Raw genomic sequence first — 14,167 nt, 5'->3', positions numbered from 1 at the left:
CGCCGCTCAATGCGGCCGGACCGCCAGATACGCGAGCCAGTGCCGCTCGGCTCGCCGGAACAAGGCCACCAGCGCGAACGATACCGCAAGATAGATCAGCGCCGCGATCCCGAAGGCGCTAAACGAGTCGTAGGTGGCCGAATTGGCGTCGCGCGCCACCTTCAGGATATCCGGCACGGTCGCGGTGAAGGCCACGGTAGTGGCGTGCAGCATCAGGATCACTTCGTTGCTGTACAGCGGCAAAGCCCGCCGCAGCGCCGACGGCAGCACGATGCGGCGGTACATGGTGAACCAGCTCATGCCGTAGGCCCGCGCCGCTTCCACTTCGCCGTGCGAAGTGGAACGGATCGCCCCGGCGAAGATCTCCGTCGTATAGGCGCAGGTGTTCAACGCGAACGCGAGAATAGCGCAATGGAAACCGCTGCGGAAGAACGCGTCGAGCAGTTGATGCGAGCGCACGAATTCGAGGCTGTACATGCCCGTGTAGATCAGCAGCAATTGTACGTACAGGGGCGTGCCGCGAAACACATAGGTATAGAAGCGCACCGGCAGCGACAGCCAGCGCTTTTTCGACACCCGCGCCACCGCCAGCGGAATCGCACACACAAAGCCGATGCCGATCGACGCCAGCAGCAGCCACAAGGTGACCGCCAGGCCGGAGAGGCGCTGGCCGTCCCAGTAGAGGAAGGCCCGGCCGAATTGGGAAAGGATCTCGATCATGATCTGTTCAAAGCTCCGCGTGCCGCACGCCGATCGAATAGCGCTTTTCCAGCCAGATCAGCACGAGGTTCGACACCGTGGTAATGGCAAGGTAGATCAGCGCGGCGATGAGGATGAAGAAAAACATGTTGAACGTGCTCTTGCCGGCGTCCTGGGCGGCCTTGACGACGTCGGCGAGACCGATGATCGACACCAGCGCGGTGGCCTTCACCAGCACCTGCCAGTTGTTGCCGATGCCCGGCAGCGCGAAACGCATCATCTGCGGAAACAGGATGCGGGTGAACACGCGCACGCCGCTCATGCCGTAGGCCGCGCCCGCTTCGAGCTGGCCGCGCGGCACCGCGAGGAAAGCGCCGCGAAACGTCTCGGTGAAGTACGCGCCGTAGATAAAGCCGAGCGTAATGACGCCGGCCACGAACGGGTCGATGTCGAACTGCGGCAGATTGAGCGCGTCGGTCAGATCGTTGACCGCGATCTGGATGCTGTAGAACAGCAGCAGCATCAGCACCAGATCGGGCACCGAGCGGATCAGCGTCGTATAGCCCGTGCCGAGCATGCGCAGCGGGCGGTTCAAGGAGAGCTTCGCCGCGGCGCCGGCCAGCCCGAGCAGCACCGCGGCCGCGAGCGACAGGACCGACAACTCGATCGTCTGGATCGTACCGGCGAGCAGCACCGGACCAAAGCCGTAAAGGAACACGTTTGTCTCCATCCAGGTTTCCGGGGAATCAGGCGTCGCGGTCACAACGTGGCCGCCGCGAGCCATTCGGCATGGCGCGGATACTCGCAAGCGAAAATGATTTGCTCAAACAGGCGGTCGGTTTCATGCTGCGACGCAGCAACAGGTCAATCAGCCCGACGACGGCGCGAGACGCCTGTTTTAGCGGGCGATATATGTTTGTAAGCCTCCTGCCGCGCAAGCTTGCCCGCCGCGATTTAGCAAGTTTCGGGTCGCTTTTTCGATAGACGGCGCAGCGCGCGCTTCGGCGCACCGAGCCGTCGCAATCAGGGCAAACCCCGCTACACTGCGGTGAGCCGAATCGTCAAACCTTGCCCGAGGACCACGCGCATGCCCTCCCGTTTCGATGCCGCCACGCTCGACGCCTACTCGAAGGACGCTGCCCGCTACAGCCAGGAATGGCTCGACCAGCCGCCGCCCAACGACCTCTACGCGCTACTCGAAACGCATCTGGTGCCGCAGGGCAAGACCGCCGAGATCGGCTGCGGCAACGGCCGCGACGCGGCGTGGCTGGCCGCGCACGACTACCGGGTGTGCGGTTTCGATGCATCGGCGGGCCTGCTCGAACAGGCGCGGCGCCTCTATCCGCAGATCGCGTTTCGCGAAGCCACGCTGCCGGCGCTCGCGGAGATCGACGAGGGCTTCGACAATGTGGTCTGCGAGACCGTCATCATGCATTTGCCGGCCGAGTCGATTCCGTTCGCCGTCGATAGCCTGCGGCGTATCTTGCGGCCCAACGGCGTGCTGTATCTGTCGTGGCGCGTGACCGAAGGCGCGGACAAGCGCCAGCCCGACGGCCGGCTCTATGCCGCCTTCGAACCCAGGCTCGTGGTGGACGCGTTGATCGACTGCACGATCCTGCTGTTCGAAGACGTGACGAGCGAGAGTTCCGGCAAGCGGATTTACCGGGTCATCGCGTCGAAGAACGCGGGCGGCTCAATCGATCCCTAGCCGGGCGCGAATCGCCGGCAGCATATGTTCGACCGCGGCGCGCCCTTCCTCGATCGCGGGCGCCGCGCGGTGAAAATCGAAAATCCCCATGCCGCCGAGACGCGGCTGAATCAGGATGTCGGCAGGCTCCCCCGCCAGACGGCTGCGCGTAATGCGCACCTGCATGATGTCGATGCTCTGCGCCACCGAACTCAGCATCGAGGGCACCCGCGCGCTCGGCTCGGGCGCGACGCGCACGTCGTTCGCCACCTGGTCCTCGGAGGGCGCGAGCCAGCGCGGCCACGGCTTGCCGTTCTTGCGCAGCGAGCCGGGCGGCGGCGCATCCGGATCGAGCTGCGGCGTCGCGGCCGCCGTGATGCCGCCGAAGTCGCGGCCGTTGAGGATGTCGTTGTTCAGGTCCACGGCGATCACGCAGTCGGCCCGCATGCCGCGCGCCACCGAGACCGGCACCGGATTGCTCAGGCCGCCGTCCACGAGCCACACGCCGTTGTGCCACACCGGCGTGAAAATGCCCGGAATCGCAATCGACGCCCGCACCGCATCCACCACGCTACCGTCCTGCAGCCAGATTTCGCGGCCCGTATCGAGTTCGGTCGCGACCGCCGCAAAGGGCATCTGCAATGCGCCGATCTCGCAACCGTTGAACTGGTTGGCGAACACCTGGATCACCTTGCGCCCGCCCAGCAGGCCGCCGGAGATACGCAGATCGAGCAGGCGCACCACCGTCTGCCAGGTCAGGCGCGAAACCCATTCTTCGAGCCAGTCGAGATCGCCGTTTGCGTAGACCGCCGCGACCAGCGCGCCGATCGAGGTGCCGCACACCACGTCCGGCTTGATGCCGGCGTCATGCAGCGCACGGATCGCGCCGATATGCGCCCAGCCCCGCGCGGCGCCGCCGCCGAGCACGAGACCAATGCGTGAAGGAGTTCGCCTCAGCATCGTGTTCCCCTTATCGCCCGCGCATGACGTCGGAACGCGAGGTCGTGTACACCTTGTGAAACTGGTCGAAGTGCACGTTGAAGAAACCCTCTTCGGTCACCCCGCCTTCGCGCCACTTCCAGCTCCAGACGGTTTCCGGCTTGAGCGGATAGACGGCGACCTGCCCCGGCTTGCCGAGCAGGCGCCGCACCTCGTCTTCGCTCATGCCCGGCTGGACCTTGGCGAAATTGGCGGCGGTCAGCACCTGGGTGATGGCCTGCAGCTTGCCGTCGCGGTCGATGTCGACCATGTAGGTGTTGAGTCCTTGCGGGCCGCGCGGATATTCGAGGCGCTTCGAACCGTCGGTGAAGGTGCGCTCGGTTTCGGGCTCGCCCATCTGGTTGCGCACCTGCGCTTCCGTGGTGATGCCCGGGGTCAGGTCTTTCAGCAGCAGCGCGTCAGGTTTGACGGCATTGAAGAACGCCTTGAGTTTTTGCACGGCACGTTGGCCCTGTTGGTCGTCGCACCCCGTCAGCGCGAGCGACATGGTCAGCGCGGCGGCGGTCAGCAGTCTGAAGCTCGAAGCCATCTGTGGGTGGGGAGACAGTTGCTTTGTGAAGGTTGTACGACAGCATAGCAAACCGCGCACCCACGCGCAGAGGGACGGCCCGCGCGGCGCGCATGGGCCATGTGAACAAACGGAGGATGCGGGCAGATCGAACGGAGCCGGACGGCGCAAGCGAGAACGGCGCAGTGCAATGCGCCGTTGGTGCTGCTGGGGGGAAGCTACGGGGAAATCGAAGAGCACGTCCGCGCTATCTGGAAAGCGCGGCGAGACTGCGGAGAACCTCAGCAAATCCAGCGGAAACCGCGTTGGACACCTGTCGAACCATGAGAAGAGACGACACGCAGCGGTCCGGCTCCGGACGAAGCAATCAGCCGCGGTTCGCCGCTGATCCTACGCTTTCATCCGTGACAGACCGCTGCACACGGCCGTCTGGTCCCTCGACTATCTTGCCCAGGTGGCGATAATTTAGACGCTTTGCATCGATTAGGCGAGCCAGCGTTTACACCGAATTGGCTGAGGATTCTGCGCGGCTCAGGCCCGTCGTGCATATCCCCGCGAATCCCGCCCGCCCCGCCGCCTGCAGCACCGAATCGTTCTGCGGCGTATGGATGCGCGCGCACAGCACGTCGCGGTAGTGACGCTCCAGCGGGTTATCGCGGCTCAGGCCCGGATTGCCGCTGGCCTCGACGGCCAGTTGCACCGCTTCGATCGCCTGATTGGTCACCGTGTATTTGACGAGCGGCGCCTCGTCCAGCGCGACCCGCTCCGCGTGCGCGGCCGCGTCGAGCAGCACGCGGTTGCTGAACAGCAGCGCATCGATACGACCGAGTGTTTGCTGAAACGACGCAAGGCTCGCGAGCGGCGCGCCGAGATTGGCGGGCGCGCGGTTCGCGGCCCACTGCGCGAACCAGTCGCGCGCCGCTCGCGCCACGCCGTCATAGACCGCCGAAAGTAAAACGCTCATCCATGCCACGCCGAGCGGGTCGAGTCCCGCGCCCGGTTCGCCGGGAAGCTGCACGTCGACCGCATGCGAGAGCGGCACCAGCACGTTGTCGAAGACGATTTCATGGCTGCCGGTCGCACGCATGCCGAGATGATTCCACGGCGTACCGACACGTATGCCGGGCGCGTCGCGCGGCACCAGCCAGACGCCGACGCGCGGCGGCGTCTCGTCGCTGCGCGCCCATACCGCGAGCCACGTCAAACCCGGGCTGCCGGTCGAATAGAGCTTGCTGCCGTTGATCCGCCAGCCGTCGCCGCTGCGCGTGGCGATGGTGGCGGGCAGCCCGCCGCGCGCCGGTGTGCCGAGCTCGGGTTCGACGCGCAGCGAGTTGATCAGCGCGCCGTCGCGCACCGCTTCCCGTGCGACCTGTTCACGCAGCGCGTGCGGCCAGCGCCGATTGCCCTGCAGGCGGTGGTGAAACAGATACTGCATGACCAGCACCAGCGCGCTCGACGGCTCGCCGCGCGCCACCGCGCGCACCACCTGCAAGGCCTGCGGCAAGCTCGCGCCGGCGCCGCCCAGCTCGGCGGGTACGGTCAGCGACAACAGATCGTATTCATGCAGCCGCGCGAGGTTGCGATGCGGAAATTCGCCGCTGCGGTCGTAGTCGGCGGCATCGGCGGCAAACTCGGCGCTCAGTTGCGCGAGCAAGGCGCCGAACGCATCGCTATCGAGCGGCGGATGGCGCCGCGCCGCCGCGCGTGCGCGGCCGGCTTCGAAATCAGGGGCGTTCATCGAGGCTCCGGGTACGCCGGGTTCAGGGGGTTTTGCATGCTCTCAGGCTGACCTACTGCGGCAAGGGGAAACTGCGGTCGAAACTGGCCCGCACATCGAGGTGCGCGGGGATCACACGGGCCGCTTCATAGGTATCGGCGGTGCGCTGCTGCGCGGCAATCACGCTATCGTCGATCGTCACCGGATGCACCTGGCCGCGCTGATAGACGGTCTTCAGCACGTCGGGCGGCAAGCCCGTCACGCGCGATTGCATCGCGGCGACCTGCTCCGGATGCGACAACGCCCAGCGCTGGCCGAGCGCCACCCGGCGCAGGAAGTCCGCCAGTTGCGCACGCTTGTCGGCAATCGCGCGTTCGGTGGCGACCTGATAGCTGAGGCCCTCGGAGAGACCCACGCCATTGGCGAGAATGCGGTCGTGATCGCGCGACTCGCCCAGCGCGGTGTACGGATCCCACACCGACCAGGCGTCCACGCTGCCCGAGGCGAGCGCCGCCTTGGCATCGGCCGGGGCGAGAAACACCAGCGTCACTTCGGAGAGCGGCACGTGCTCTTTCTGCAGCGCCGCGAGCGCGAGAAAATGGCCGATCGAGCCGCGCGTGGTGGCGATACGCTTGCCCTTGAGGCTCGCCACATCGGTGAGGGGCGAATGCGCCCCGACGACGATCGCCAGATCGACCGGTTGCGAGCGCGTCGCCGCCACGGCCCGCAACCGCGCACCTGCGGCAAGCGCGAACACCAGCGGCGCATCGCCGAGGCCGCCTACGTCGACGGCGCCCGCATTCAATGCCTCGCCAAGCGGCTGCGCGGCCGGAAAGTTGAACCACTCGATGCGATACGGCAAGTCCTTCAGTTGCCCCGAGGCTTCGAGAATGCCGCGCGTCTGCAAGGACTGGTCGCCGACTTTCAGCACCGGCAGGTCGGCGGCGCTCGTCATGCCCGACCACGAGGCGAACGCGGCAAACGCGGCCGGTGCGACCAGCCGGCGCGCGAGCGTTGTGAAAGACGGAAGGGAGAAACGGCGTGTCGTCGTCATAGAGTTCGTTACGGGTTTGTTCGGACTGCGGCGTAAATACGGCATGAAGCAGGTGGCATGAAGCGCGGCGAGAACCACGCGATGCGCAACAGCCTCAGCATGCGCACTGCACGCGGAATACCACCATCGACAACGACGATACGGCACGTCTCTGTATAAGACAAACGCATTATTCTGCTAAGCAAATATGCATGAATTTCCACGCAAGCCAGGATACGGAAAGCGCATTGCAGGTATCATCGAGCGCACGCTGACCCGCTCTCTCACCTTACCGCTCAACATGAAGATCGACGATATCGACGCGTTCGTCGCCGTCCTGCGCGCGCAATCGCTGCAAGAGGCCGCCCAGAGCCTCGGCCTCACCCAACCCGCCATCACGCGGCGCTTGCAGAATTTCGAGGAGGCCCTGGGCGTCGAACTGCTCGACCGCAATACTCGGCCGCTGAAAGCCACCGCGACGGGCCGCGTCGTGTACGAGCAATGTCGCGTGATCCAGCGCGAGCTCGACGTGCTGCGCGAACTGGTGGCGAACGATACGCCGCCGGTCGGCGCCTTGCGTCTCGGCGTCGCGCAGACGATCGCCGATATCGCGCTGACCGAAGCCATGCGCGAACTGCGTGCCGCCTACCCCGAGCTGCGGGCGCGCGCTTCGACCGGCTGGGGCAGCCAGTTGCTGCAACGCGTGGAAGCGGGCGAACTCGACGCCGCCGCGATCCTGCTGCCGGCCAACAAGGCCTTCGGCGAGACGCTGGCGGCACGCTCGCTCGGCCGTATCAAGCTGGCGGTGGTCGGTCCGAAAGGCGCGCTGAAAAAGCGCCCTCACACGCTGGCGGAATGCCAGGCGATCGGTTGGGTGCTCAATCCGGACGGCTGCGGCTTTCGCGAGGGTCTGCAACGGGCGCTGAGCGGACTCGGTCTCGCGCTGAAGCTGAATCTGGAAACCCTCGGCACGGAACTGCAGTTGCAGCTCGTCGCCGACGGCAACGGCCTCGGGCTGGTGCCGCTGCCCTTGCTGCAGACGAGCCGCCATGCGGCGGAACTGGACGTGATCGCGGTCAGCGACTTCAAGCCGCTGATCGATATCTGGCTGGTGCACCCGCGCGTGCTGGGCAAGCTGCAGCAGCCGGTGGAACGCTTCGGCGCCGCCGTGGAGCGGCAGTTCAAGGCAGCGCGCCCACAGACGCGCGCAGCCTGAAACGCGCGGCCGCGGGCGCTGCTGCGCACTGCCCTGCACGGCTCAAATCACGTGGAACCCGTGGGTGCCGTCGCGCGCGAGTTGCGCCACGAGCCCATACTCCCATTCCAGATACGCCTGCATCGCTTCGCGTGCGTTATCCGTGCCCTCGTAGGGACGCCGGTAACGATCGATGCGCGGTGACGCGAGGCGCGTCTCGCCGTGCTCGAGCGGCAGGCCCGCCGCAATCCACGCGTTGGTGCCTCCCGCCAGCACCTGCACCGGCTTGCCCGTCAACGCGGCCAGCTCCGGCGCCGCGAAGCGCGCCAGCGCACTGCTCGCGCAGGTCACCACATAGCGCAGCGCCTCCGGCAATTTATGCAGCGCATCGGCAAGCTGCCCGCGCAATGCAAACCACGCACCCGGGATATGCTGCTTCACGTAGTTCGCACTGGCGGTGAAATCGAGCAATACGGTCCCGGGCAAATGCAGCAGCTTCGCGAGCTGCGCCGGGGCGATCTCGTCGACTTTCGGCGGCGGCACGGCATTGCGCACCACCGGCGTCGCGCCCTCCTCGGTGAAATCGGCCGCCGTCAGGCCGTCGATCACGTACACCTCGACATTCATCTGCGCGAGCCAGGAAGCCGTCATGTTGGCGCGCACGCCGTCGCTATCGGCGAGAATCACGCGCGCGCCGCGCACCGGAGCGAACATATCGGTCTCCTGCACAAGCTGACCGCCCGGCGCACTGCGAAAGCCCGGCACATGGCTCGACTGATACTCCTGCGGCGAGCGCACATCGAAGCGATAGACGGTGCGCACCGCTTCCTCGGACCAGCGGCGCGCTTCGTCGCGCGAGGTACGGCCCACTTCGGCGCGATCGGCCACCGCCCGCGCGGCAGCGGCGGCTTTGACCCGCACCGCGTCGTCGGTCGCCAGTTCGAAACGGCGGGTGCTGCCATGCGCGAGCGCCTGCCCCGCCAGGGTCCAGCCGATCGTGCCGTTGCGCAGCGCGGCAACCGGATTCGGCACGCCCGCATTGATGAGCGACTGCGCACCGATGATGCTGCGCGTGCGGCCCGCGCAATTGACGACGATCTGCGTCGACGGGTTCGGCGCCAGTTGCCGCGCGCGCAACACCAGCTCCGCACCGGGCACGCTGATGCTGCCCGGAATGTTCATCGTCTGGTACTCGTCGAAGCGCCGCGCGTCGAGCACCACCACGTCGGCCTCGCCATCGAGCAGCGCCTGCACCTGCTGCGCTTCGAGCGACGGCGTATGCCGCTCGCTTTCCACCAGTTCGCCAAACGCCTTGCTCGGCGCGTTGACATCCTGGAACAGCTCGCCGCCCGCCTCGGCCCAGCCGCGCAGACCGCCGGCGAGCAGCGTCACATCGGTATAACCCAATTCGGTGAAACGGCGCGCCGCGCGCGCGGCAAGACCCTCGCCGTCGTCGAACACGACGATCGGCACGGTGCGGCGCGGCAGGCGCACGGGAGCCTCCAGCTCGAGCTTCGAGAGCGGCAGGTTGGCGGCAAACAGCGGATGGCTGCGTGCGTGCGGATCTTCCCCGCGTACGTCGAGTAGTGCAATTTCGCGGCGCTCGAGCAGTGCACGGCGCACGTCTTCGAAAGTACGGGTACGGAACTCAGTCTCAAGTGTCATGGAATAGCCATCTCCTTCGATACATTCCAGATGTTCGGCAACACGTCATTCGAGTAGCCGGAAATAAATGCCTTGCGGCCGCCCTGCTGCGGATACACCGAGCGCGACACCGCACCGATATTTGCACCATAAACGTGAATGCTGATCGACACGCGGTCGAGGTACGCATTGCTGACACGATGAATGTCGCCTATGCGTGGCGATACGGCATCGACGGCGCCGGTTTCGAGCCGCCTCGCGGTACCGGAAGCAATCACCGTGCCTCTTTCGTCGAGACGGTACGGTTGGGCGATTTCAGCACCGCGCAGGACACCGATCAGTCCCCATACGGTGTGATCGTGAACCGGCGTCGACTGTCCCGGCCCCCATACAAAACTCACCACGGAAAAGCGCTGGCGCGAATCCGCATGCAGTAGATACTGCTGATAACGCTCGGGGTCAGGTCGCGCGAACGTCTCGGGCAGCCAGTCGTCGTGCGCGATCAGATCGCGCAGATAGACGCCGCCGGTATCGAGCAGCTCGGCTTCGGGAGTTGCTCTGTCTACCAGAATAGCGAATTGTTCGACGAACGTGCGCAGGCGGTCATGCCGCACTAATGGGCTCATAAACGGCTCATCAAGGGATGAAGGAATCGGGAGATGCGGGTGGTTTAAAGGCCAGTGCCGGAAAACCTTGGTGTGTTCAGCCCGTACATCGCGGGCGGGTGAAGATCGGTGGGATTGCGCTGCCGCAGGCGACATCGAGCGAGCCGCCGTTCATTGCCGGAGCGACGCCGACGCCGGCAAGGCCAGGAGCGAGCAGCGGCAGGCGGCGCCGGTACGAAACCGGCGTATCGGAAAGCACAGTCATGATGAGCGCTCAGCTCAGTCGAACACATCGGGCTCGGCGGCGACCAGCCCCTCGAGCAGGCTCTGGAAGGCGAACAGCGCGCCGCCCGGCCGCCCCACCTGCTCATGCGTCAACGACGCGATCTCATGCGGGATGGGCTGCGGTTTGCCCGCGGCCTCGGCAAGCAATTGCGCGTGGCAGGCGTTGTCGAGCGCGATGTACCACCACGCCGCCGCTTCGACGCTCGGCCCCGCCGTCAGGATGCCATGATTCTTCAGGATCACGGCCTTATGCTCGCCAAGCGCGGCGGCGAGACGCGCACCTTCTTCGGTGTCGAGCACGACGCCGCGAAAGTCGTCGAATAGTGCGTGGTCCTGATAGAACGCGCACGAATCCTGGGTCAGCGGATCGAGCGTGCGCCCAAGCGTCGACCATGCCTTGCCGTACAGCGAATGCGTATGCGCGGCCGCCACCACGTCGGGGCGCGCTTCATGAATCGCGGCGTGAATCGCAAAGGCCGCCTGGTTCACCGGCCCCTCGCCCACCACGATCTCACCCTGGGCGTTCACCAGCAGCAGATCGGAGACGCGAATGCGGCTGAAATGCTTGCCGAACGGATTGACCCAGAAGTGATCGGGCCATTCTGGGTCGCGTGCGGTGATATGGCCGGCGAGCCCCTGATCGAAGCCGTAGCGCGCAAACAGGCGAAACGCGACGGCGAGGCGCTCCTGCCGGTAGCGGCGCTCTTCGGCCACAGTTGCGCGCGGCGGCACCTCGTCGAACCAGAATTTGCGCAGCGGCGCATGACGTTGCGGCGTCGACGCGTCTGCAGAAACAGGAGTGGCGACAGCAAGACCGGTCATCGCGCCTCCACTCAAGCTGCCACGCGTTCGCTACGAGCGATGCGCTCGCGCGTGGCGGGAATCAGCGTACGGCCATAGTCGATTGCGTCCTCGAGCGGATCGAAGCCGCGGATCAGGAAGGTCGTCACGCCGAGCGCGTAGTACTCGGCGAGCGTATCGGCAACCTGCTCCGGCGTGCCGACCAGCGCGGTCGAATTCGAACGGCCGCCGATTTCTCTCGCGACCGCGGTCCACAGACGCTCGTCGGCACGGTCGGCCGTGCCCGCGGCCGCCAGCAGGCGGCGCGCGCCTTCGCTCTGCGCGGGGCCGCCCACGCCAAGCCCCTGGGCGGCGCGCAGCCGCCGCGTCTCGTCGAGAATCCGGTCGGCCCGTTGCCACGCCGCTGCTTCGGTATCCGCAAGAATCGGCCGGAACGACACCGAGAAGCGCACGGTACGCCCGTGCTTCGCAGCCTCCGCCCGCACGCGCGCCACCTGTTCCCGCACCTGCGCCTTCGATTCGCCCCACAGCGCATAGACATCCGCATGACGGCCGGCAATCTCGAGCGCGGGCGCCGACGCTCCGCCGAAGTACACCGGCAGATGCGGCTGCTGCAGCGGCTTGACTTCCGAGAAGCCCCGCTCGAAACGGTAGTACTTGCCGGCGTGATCGAACGGCGTGTCCGAGGTCCAGATGCGCCGCAAGATCGAGACATACTCGTCGGTGCGCGCATAACGCTCGTCATGCGAGAGGAAGTCGCCGTCGCGGCGCTGCTCCGCATCGTCGCCGCCGGAGATGATGTGCACCGCGAGACGGCCGCCCGAATAGTGATCGAGCGTGGCGAGCTGGCGGGCCGCGAGCGTGGGCGCCACGAAACCGGGGCGGTGGGCCAGCATGAAATGCACCCGTTGCGTGACGCCGGCGGCGTGCGCGACGGTCAGCAGCGCATCGGGACTCGTCGAATGATGCGGCACGAGGACGCGGTCGAAACCGGCCTCTTCATGCGCCCGCGCAAACTGCTCCACGTACCCGATATCTATCGCCGGACCTTGCGGCGCGTACGTTTCCGAGACCTTGCGGGTCTGGATCATGCCGATGAATTCGACTGCCACGATACGTCTCCCAGATGATCGACAGAATGCCGGGCGCACACTGCGCAGACCGGCGGCGACACCCCGAACGGGGCGCCAGGCGAGCATCAAAGGTAGCACCGCAACATGCGTTCGTTAAATATTGATAGTCGATAAAGATATCGTAATTGCATGTTTGTGATGACCCGGGGCGGTTGCTAACCTCGCTTCGCCACGGCGCATTCCGGCGGTTACGCGGGCGGCGCTGTCCTTTTCGATCTCCTCTTCGATCCCCCCTCTTCATGGAACCATGCCGATGACCGCCTTTCGCCCCGAGCGCCGCCTGATCCTGCAGACCCTCGCCGCCTTCGGCATTGCTCCCGTTACGGGCTGGCTTGGTACTGCGAAGGCACTGGCCGCGACGCAGGAACTCGTCTTTGGCGATCAGGCTGGTGGCTTGCGCGCGCTCGCCGAAGCGGCCCATGTGCTCGATGGCGCACCGTATGCATATCGCTGGGCCAACTTCCAGGGGGCCGCGCCGCTCTTCGAAGCGCAACGCGCGAATGCGGTGGATCTGGCGCCGGCCGGCGACCTGCCTGTGCTGGCGGCGGCGATCGGCGACCCGTCATTGAAGATCGTGGCGACGCGGGTGGGGACGCCGACCTCGCTGGGCATCGTGGTGCCGGCGGATTCACCGTTGCGGCATGTGGCCGACCTGAAGGGCAAGACCGTGGTGGTATCGTCGGCACGCGGCAGCATTTCGCAGTATCAGCTATACGGCGCGCTGGCTGAGGCGGGACTCACGCGTGACGACGTGAACGTGCGCTTTGTGCTGCCCGTCGACGCCTTCGCTGCGTTCGAGGCACGCCAACTGGACGTATGGGCGACCTTCGATCCGTACTACGGCACTGCGGTGCAGCGCGGCGCACGAGTGTTGCGCGACGGCACGGGGATCAATACGGGTCTCGCGTTTATTACTGCGTCGGGCGCAGCGGCGGCGGATCAGGCGAAGCGGCCGGCGCTGGCGGATGCATTACGGCGTTTTCAGCGCGCGGGCGCGTGGGCTTTGGAGCATCCGGAAGCGTATGCGCAGGTTTATGCCACGGTGACGCGGTTGCCTATCGAGGCGTCGAGGGTGATCACTGCTCGTGCGGCTTTGTTGCAGCGTCCCGTTAGTGATGCGGATATCGATGCGTTGCAGCGGGTCGCGGATCGCGCGGTTGAGCAACGGATGTTGCCCGCCAAGGTAGATGTTCGTGCTATTACTGCGGAAGGGATTGGTTAGGGACCTTGGTTTGCCTACGGCGTTGGATCGTGGTTTGCCTGCGGCGCCTTGGTTTTATTTGGTGTTCCTACGGTGTTGGCCTTTCCTTGCTTTGTTATCGGTCTATTAGTGTTGCCCCTGTGCGGGGCGGCACCTACTTTTCTTTGCCGCCGCAAAGAAAAGTAGGCAAAAGAAAGCGGGCTGACAACCGCTAGCTTTTAGGTGTCTACCACTCAGGCCACCACGGAATGGTCCGCACGAAGACCGGCCCTCGCACCACCCGCGTTAGTGACAAGGCAATCATCCGTTCCAGCGTTGCGCTGCGCGCCCCGCCGAGGGGCATAACTCCTTCTCCAGACGTCGTAGGTGAGTATGCCCGGGAAGGCGGGGCTGCCAGGGTTCGCGGCCAATGGCCCGGCCGCGCAGCAATACCAGGAACAATGGGATGGACGCCTCCTCGCCCGGCTAGCGCACGGCGCATGAGCAATTGCGCAACGCGCAATTAGCGATATGGTCAACATGCCACCGGCGCCAGCGCACCGATAGCGGGCAGGCCAGAGATAGTTAGAATCCCTATTGAGTATGCAGAAGGCGTTCTGCCCGACGGCGGGGCGCGCAGCGCAACGCTGGAACGGATGACGGCCTTGTCACTACCGTGGA

Annotated in this window: 14 protein-coding genes; 3 read left to right on the top strand and 11 right to left on the bottom strand. The window is 65.8% G+C overall.

Translation table 11 applies throughout. The features are described from left to right. Positions 1-6: 6 nt before the first annotated feature. A complete protein-coding gene (locus tag AC1ECK_RS29210; RefSeq protein ID WP_137959556.1) occupies positions 7-720 on the bottom strand; it encodes an ABC transporter permease in 714 nt (237 codons plus the stop codon). Between the two features lie 7 nt (positions 721-727). Next, positions 728-1,417, bottom strand: coding sequence for an ABC transporter permease (locus tag AC1ECK_RS29205; RefSeq protein ID WP_480325615.1), 690 nt, complete (start codon positions 1,415-1,417; stop codon positions 728-730). A gap of 369 nt (positions 1,418-1,786) precedes the next feature. Between AC1ECK_RS29205 and AC1ECK_RS29200 the strand changes: the two genes are divergently transcribed. Next, the gene (locus AC1ECK_RS29200; RefSeq protein WP_480325445.1) at positions 1,787-2,407 is read left to right on the top strand and encodes a class I SAM-dependent methyltransferase; all 621 of its coding nucleotides are present in this window, start codon (positions 1,787-1,789) and stop codon (positions 2,405-2,407) included. On the opposite strand, the gene AC1ECK_RS29195 is transcribed toward AC1ECK_RS29200, so the two are convergent. From AC1ECK_RS29195 to AC1ECK_RS29180, 4 genes are all read right to left on the bottom strand, one after another. Continuing rightward, a complete protein-coding gene (locus tag AC1ECK_RS29195) occupies positions 2,393-3,346 on the bottom strand; it encodes a patatin-like phospholipase family protein (RefSeq protein ID WP_480325443.1) in 954 nt (317 codons plus the stop codon). The genes AC1ECK_RS29200 and AC1ECK_RS29195 overlap by 15 nt on opposite strands. A gap of 10 nt (positions 3,347-3,356) precedes the next feature. Continuing rightward, positions 3,357-3,914 carry a hypothetical protein gene (locus tag AC1ECK_RS29190; RefSeq protein ID WP_480325441.1) on the bottom strand — a complete coding sequence of 186 codons (558 nt, stop codon included), beginning with the start codon at positions 3,912-3,914 and terminating at the stop codon, positions 3,357-3,359. Between the two features lie 478 nt (positions 3,915-4,392). Further along, positions 4,393-5,631, bottom strand: coding sequence for an acyl-CoA dehydrogenase family protein (locus AC1ECK_RS29185; protein ID WP_480325439.1), 1,239 nt, complete (start codon positions 5,629-5,631; stop codon positions 4,393-4,395). A 52-nt stretch (positions 5,632-5,683) separates the two neighbouring features. Continuing rightward, a complete protein-coding gene (locus AC1ECK_RS29180; RefSeq protein WP_480325437.1) occupies positions 5,684-6,664 on the bottom strand; it encodes an ABC transporter substrate-binding protein in 981 nt (326 codons plus the stop codon). 187 nt (positions 6,665-6,851) lie between these two features. Between AC1ECK_RS29180 and AC1ECK_RS29175 the strand changes: the two genes are divergently transcribed. Further along, positions 6,852-7,859, top strand: a complete 1,008-nt coding sequence (locus tag AC1ECK_RS29175; protein WP_480325435.1) for a LysR family transcriptional regulator — start codon at positions 6,852-6,854, stop codon at positions 7,857-7,859. A 42-nt stretch (positions 7,860-7,901) separates the two neighbouring features. On the opposite strand, the gene AC1ECK_RS29170 is transcribed toward AC1ECK_RS29175, so the two are convergent. From AC1ECK_RS29170 to AC1ECK_RS29150, 5 genes are all read right to left on the bottom strand, one after another. After that, the gene (locus tag AC1ECK_RS29170; RefSeq protein ID WP_480325433.1) at positions 7,902-9,503 is read right to left on the bottom strand and encodes a rhodanese-related sulfurtransferase; all 1,602 of its coding nucleotides are present in this window, start codon (positions 9,501-9,503) and stop codon (positions 7,902-7,904) included. Continuing rightward, positions 9,500-10,108 carry a cysteine dioxygenase family protein gene (locus tag AC1ECK_RS29165; RefSeq protein ID WP_480325431.1) on the bottom strand — a complete coding sequence of 203 codons (609 nt, stop codon included), beginning with the start codon at positions 10,106-10,108 and terminating at the stop codon, positions 9,500-9,502. Before AC1ECK_RS29165 ends, AC1ECK_RS29170 begins: the two co-directional genes overlap by 4 nt. 76 nt (positions 10,109-10,184) lie before the next feature. Then, positions 10,185-10,352: a hypothetical protein gene (locus AC1ECK_RS29160; RefSeq protein WP_480325429.1), complete on the bottom strand. Its 168-nt coding sequence runs from the start codon at positions 10,350-10,352 to the stop codon at positions 10,185-10,187. A 14-nt stretch (positions 10,353-10,366) separates the two neighbouring features. Continuing rightward, on the bottom strand, positions 10,367-11,194 hold the full coding sequence (locus AC1ECK_RS29155) for a class II aldolase/adducin family protein (protein WP_480325427.1): 828 nt from the start codon (positions 11,192-11,194) through the stop codon (positions 10,367-10,369). 11 nt (positions 11,195-11,205) lie between these two features. Then, on the bottom strand, positions 11,206-12,285 hold the full coding sequence (locus tag AC1ECK_RS29150; protein WP_480325426.1) for an LLM class flavin-dependent oxidoreductase: 1,080 nt from the start codon (positions 12,283-12,285) through the stop codon (positions 11,206-11,208). Positions 12,286-12,559: 274 nt separating this feature from the next. On the opposite strand from AC1ECK_RS29150, the gene AC1ECK_RS29145 reads away from it, so the two are divergent. Then, positions 12,560-13,528 carry an ABC transporter substrate-binding protein gene (locus AC1ECK_RS29145; RefSeq protein ID WP_480325424.1) on the top strand — a complete coding sequence of 323 codons (969 nt, stop codon included), beginning with the start codon at positions 12,560-12,562 and terminating at the stop codon, positions 13,526-13,528. Positions 13,529-14,167 lie beyond the last annotated feature (639 nt).

Source organism: Paraburkholderia sp. SSBN10T, assembly GCF_056619545.1.
This window is presented reverse-complemented; position numbering and strand designations above follow the sequence as displayed.

Coding starts and splice junctions, on each gene's coding strand:
- AC1ECK_RS29200 (WP_480325445.1), top strand. CDS start 1,787: ATGCCCTCCCGTTTCGATGCCGCCACGCTCGACGCCTACTCGAAGGAC.
- AC1ECK_RS29185 (WP_480325439.1), bottom strand. CDS start 5,631: ATGAACGCCCCTGATTTCGAAGCCGGCCGCGCACGCGCGGCGGCGCGG.
- AC1ECK_RS29195 (WP_480325443.1), bottom strand. CDS start 3,346: ATGCTGAGGCGAACTCCTTCACGCATTGGTCTCGTGCTCGGCGGCGGC.
- AC1ECK_RS29165 (WP_480325431.1), bottom strand. CDS start 10,108: ATGAGCCCATTAGTGCGGCATGACCGCCTGCGCACGTTCGTCGAACAA.
- AC1ECK_RS29180 (WP_480325437.1), bottom strand. CDS start 6,664: ATGACGACGACACGCCGTTTCTCCCTTCCGTCTTTCACAACGCTCGCG.
- AC1ECK_RS29155 (WP_480325427.1), bottom strand. CDS start 11,194: ATGACCGGTCTTGCTGTCGCCACTCCTGTTTCTGCAGACGCGTCGACG.
- AC1ECK_RS29210 (WP_137959556.1), bottom strand. CDS start 720: ATGATCGAGATCCTTTCCCAATTCGGCCGGGCCTTCCTCTACTGGGAC.
- AC1ECK_RS29175 (WP_480325435.1), top strand. CDS start 6,852: ATGCATGAATTTCCACGCAAGCCAGGATACGGAAAGCGCATTGCAGGT.
- AC1ECK_RS29160 (WP_480325429.1), bottom strand. CDS start 10,352: ATGACTGTGCTTTCCGATACGCCGGTTTCGTACCGGCGCCGCCTGCCG.
- AC1ECK_RS29190 (WP_480325441.1), bottom strand. CDS start 3,914: ATGGCTTCGAGCTTCAGACTGCTGACCGCCGCCGCGCTGACCATGTCG.
- AC1ECK_RS29170 (WP_480325433.1), bottom strand. CDS start 9,503: ATGACACTTGAGACTGAGTTCCGTACCCGTACTTTCGAAGACGTGCGC.
- AC1ECK_RS29145 (WP_480325424.1), top strand. CDS start 12,560: ATGACCGCCTTTCGCCCCGAGCGCCGCCTGATCCTGCAGACCCTCGCC.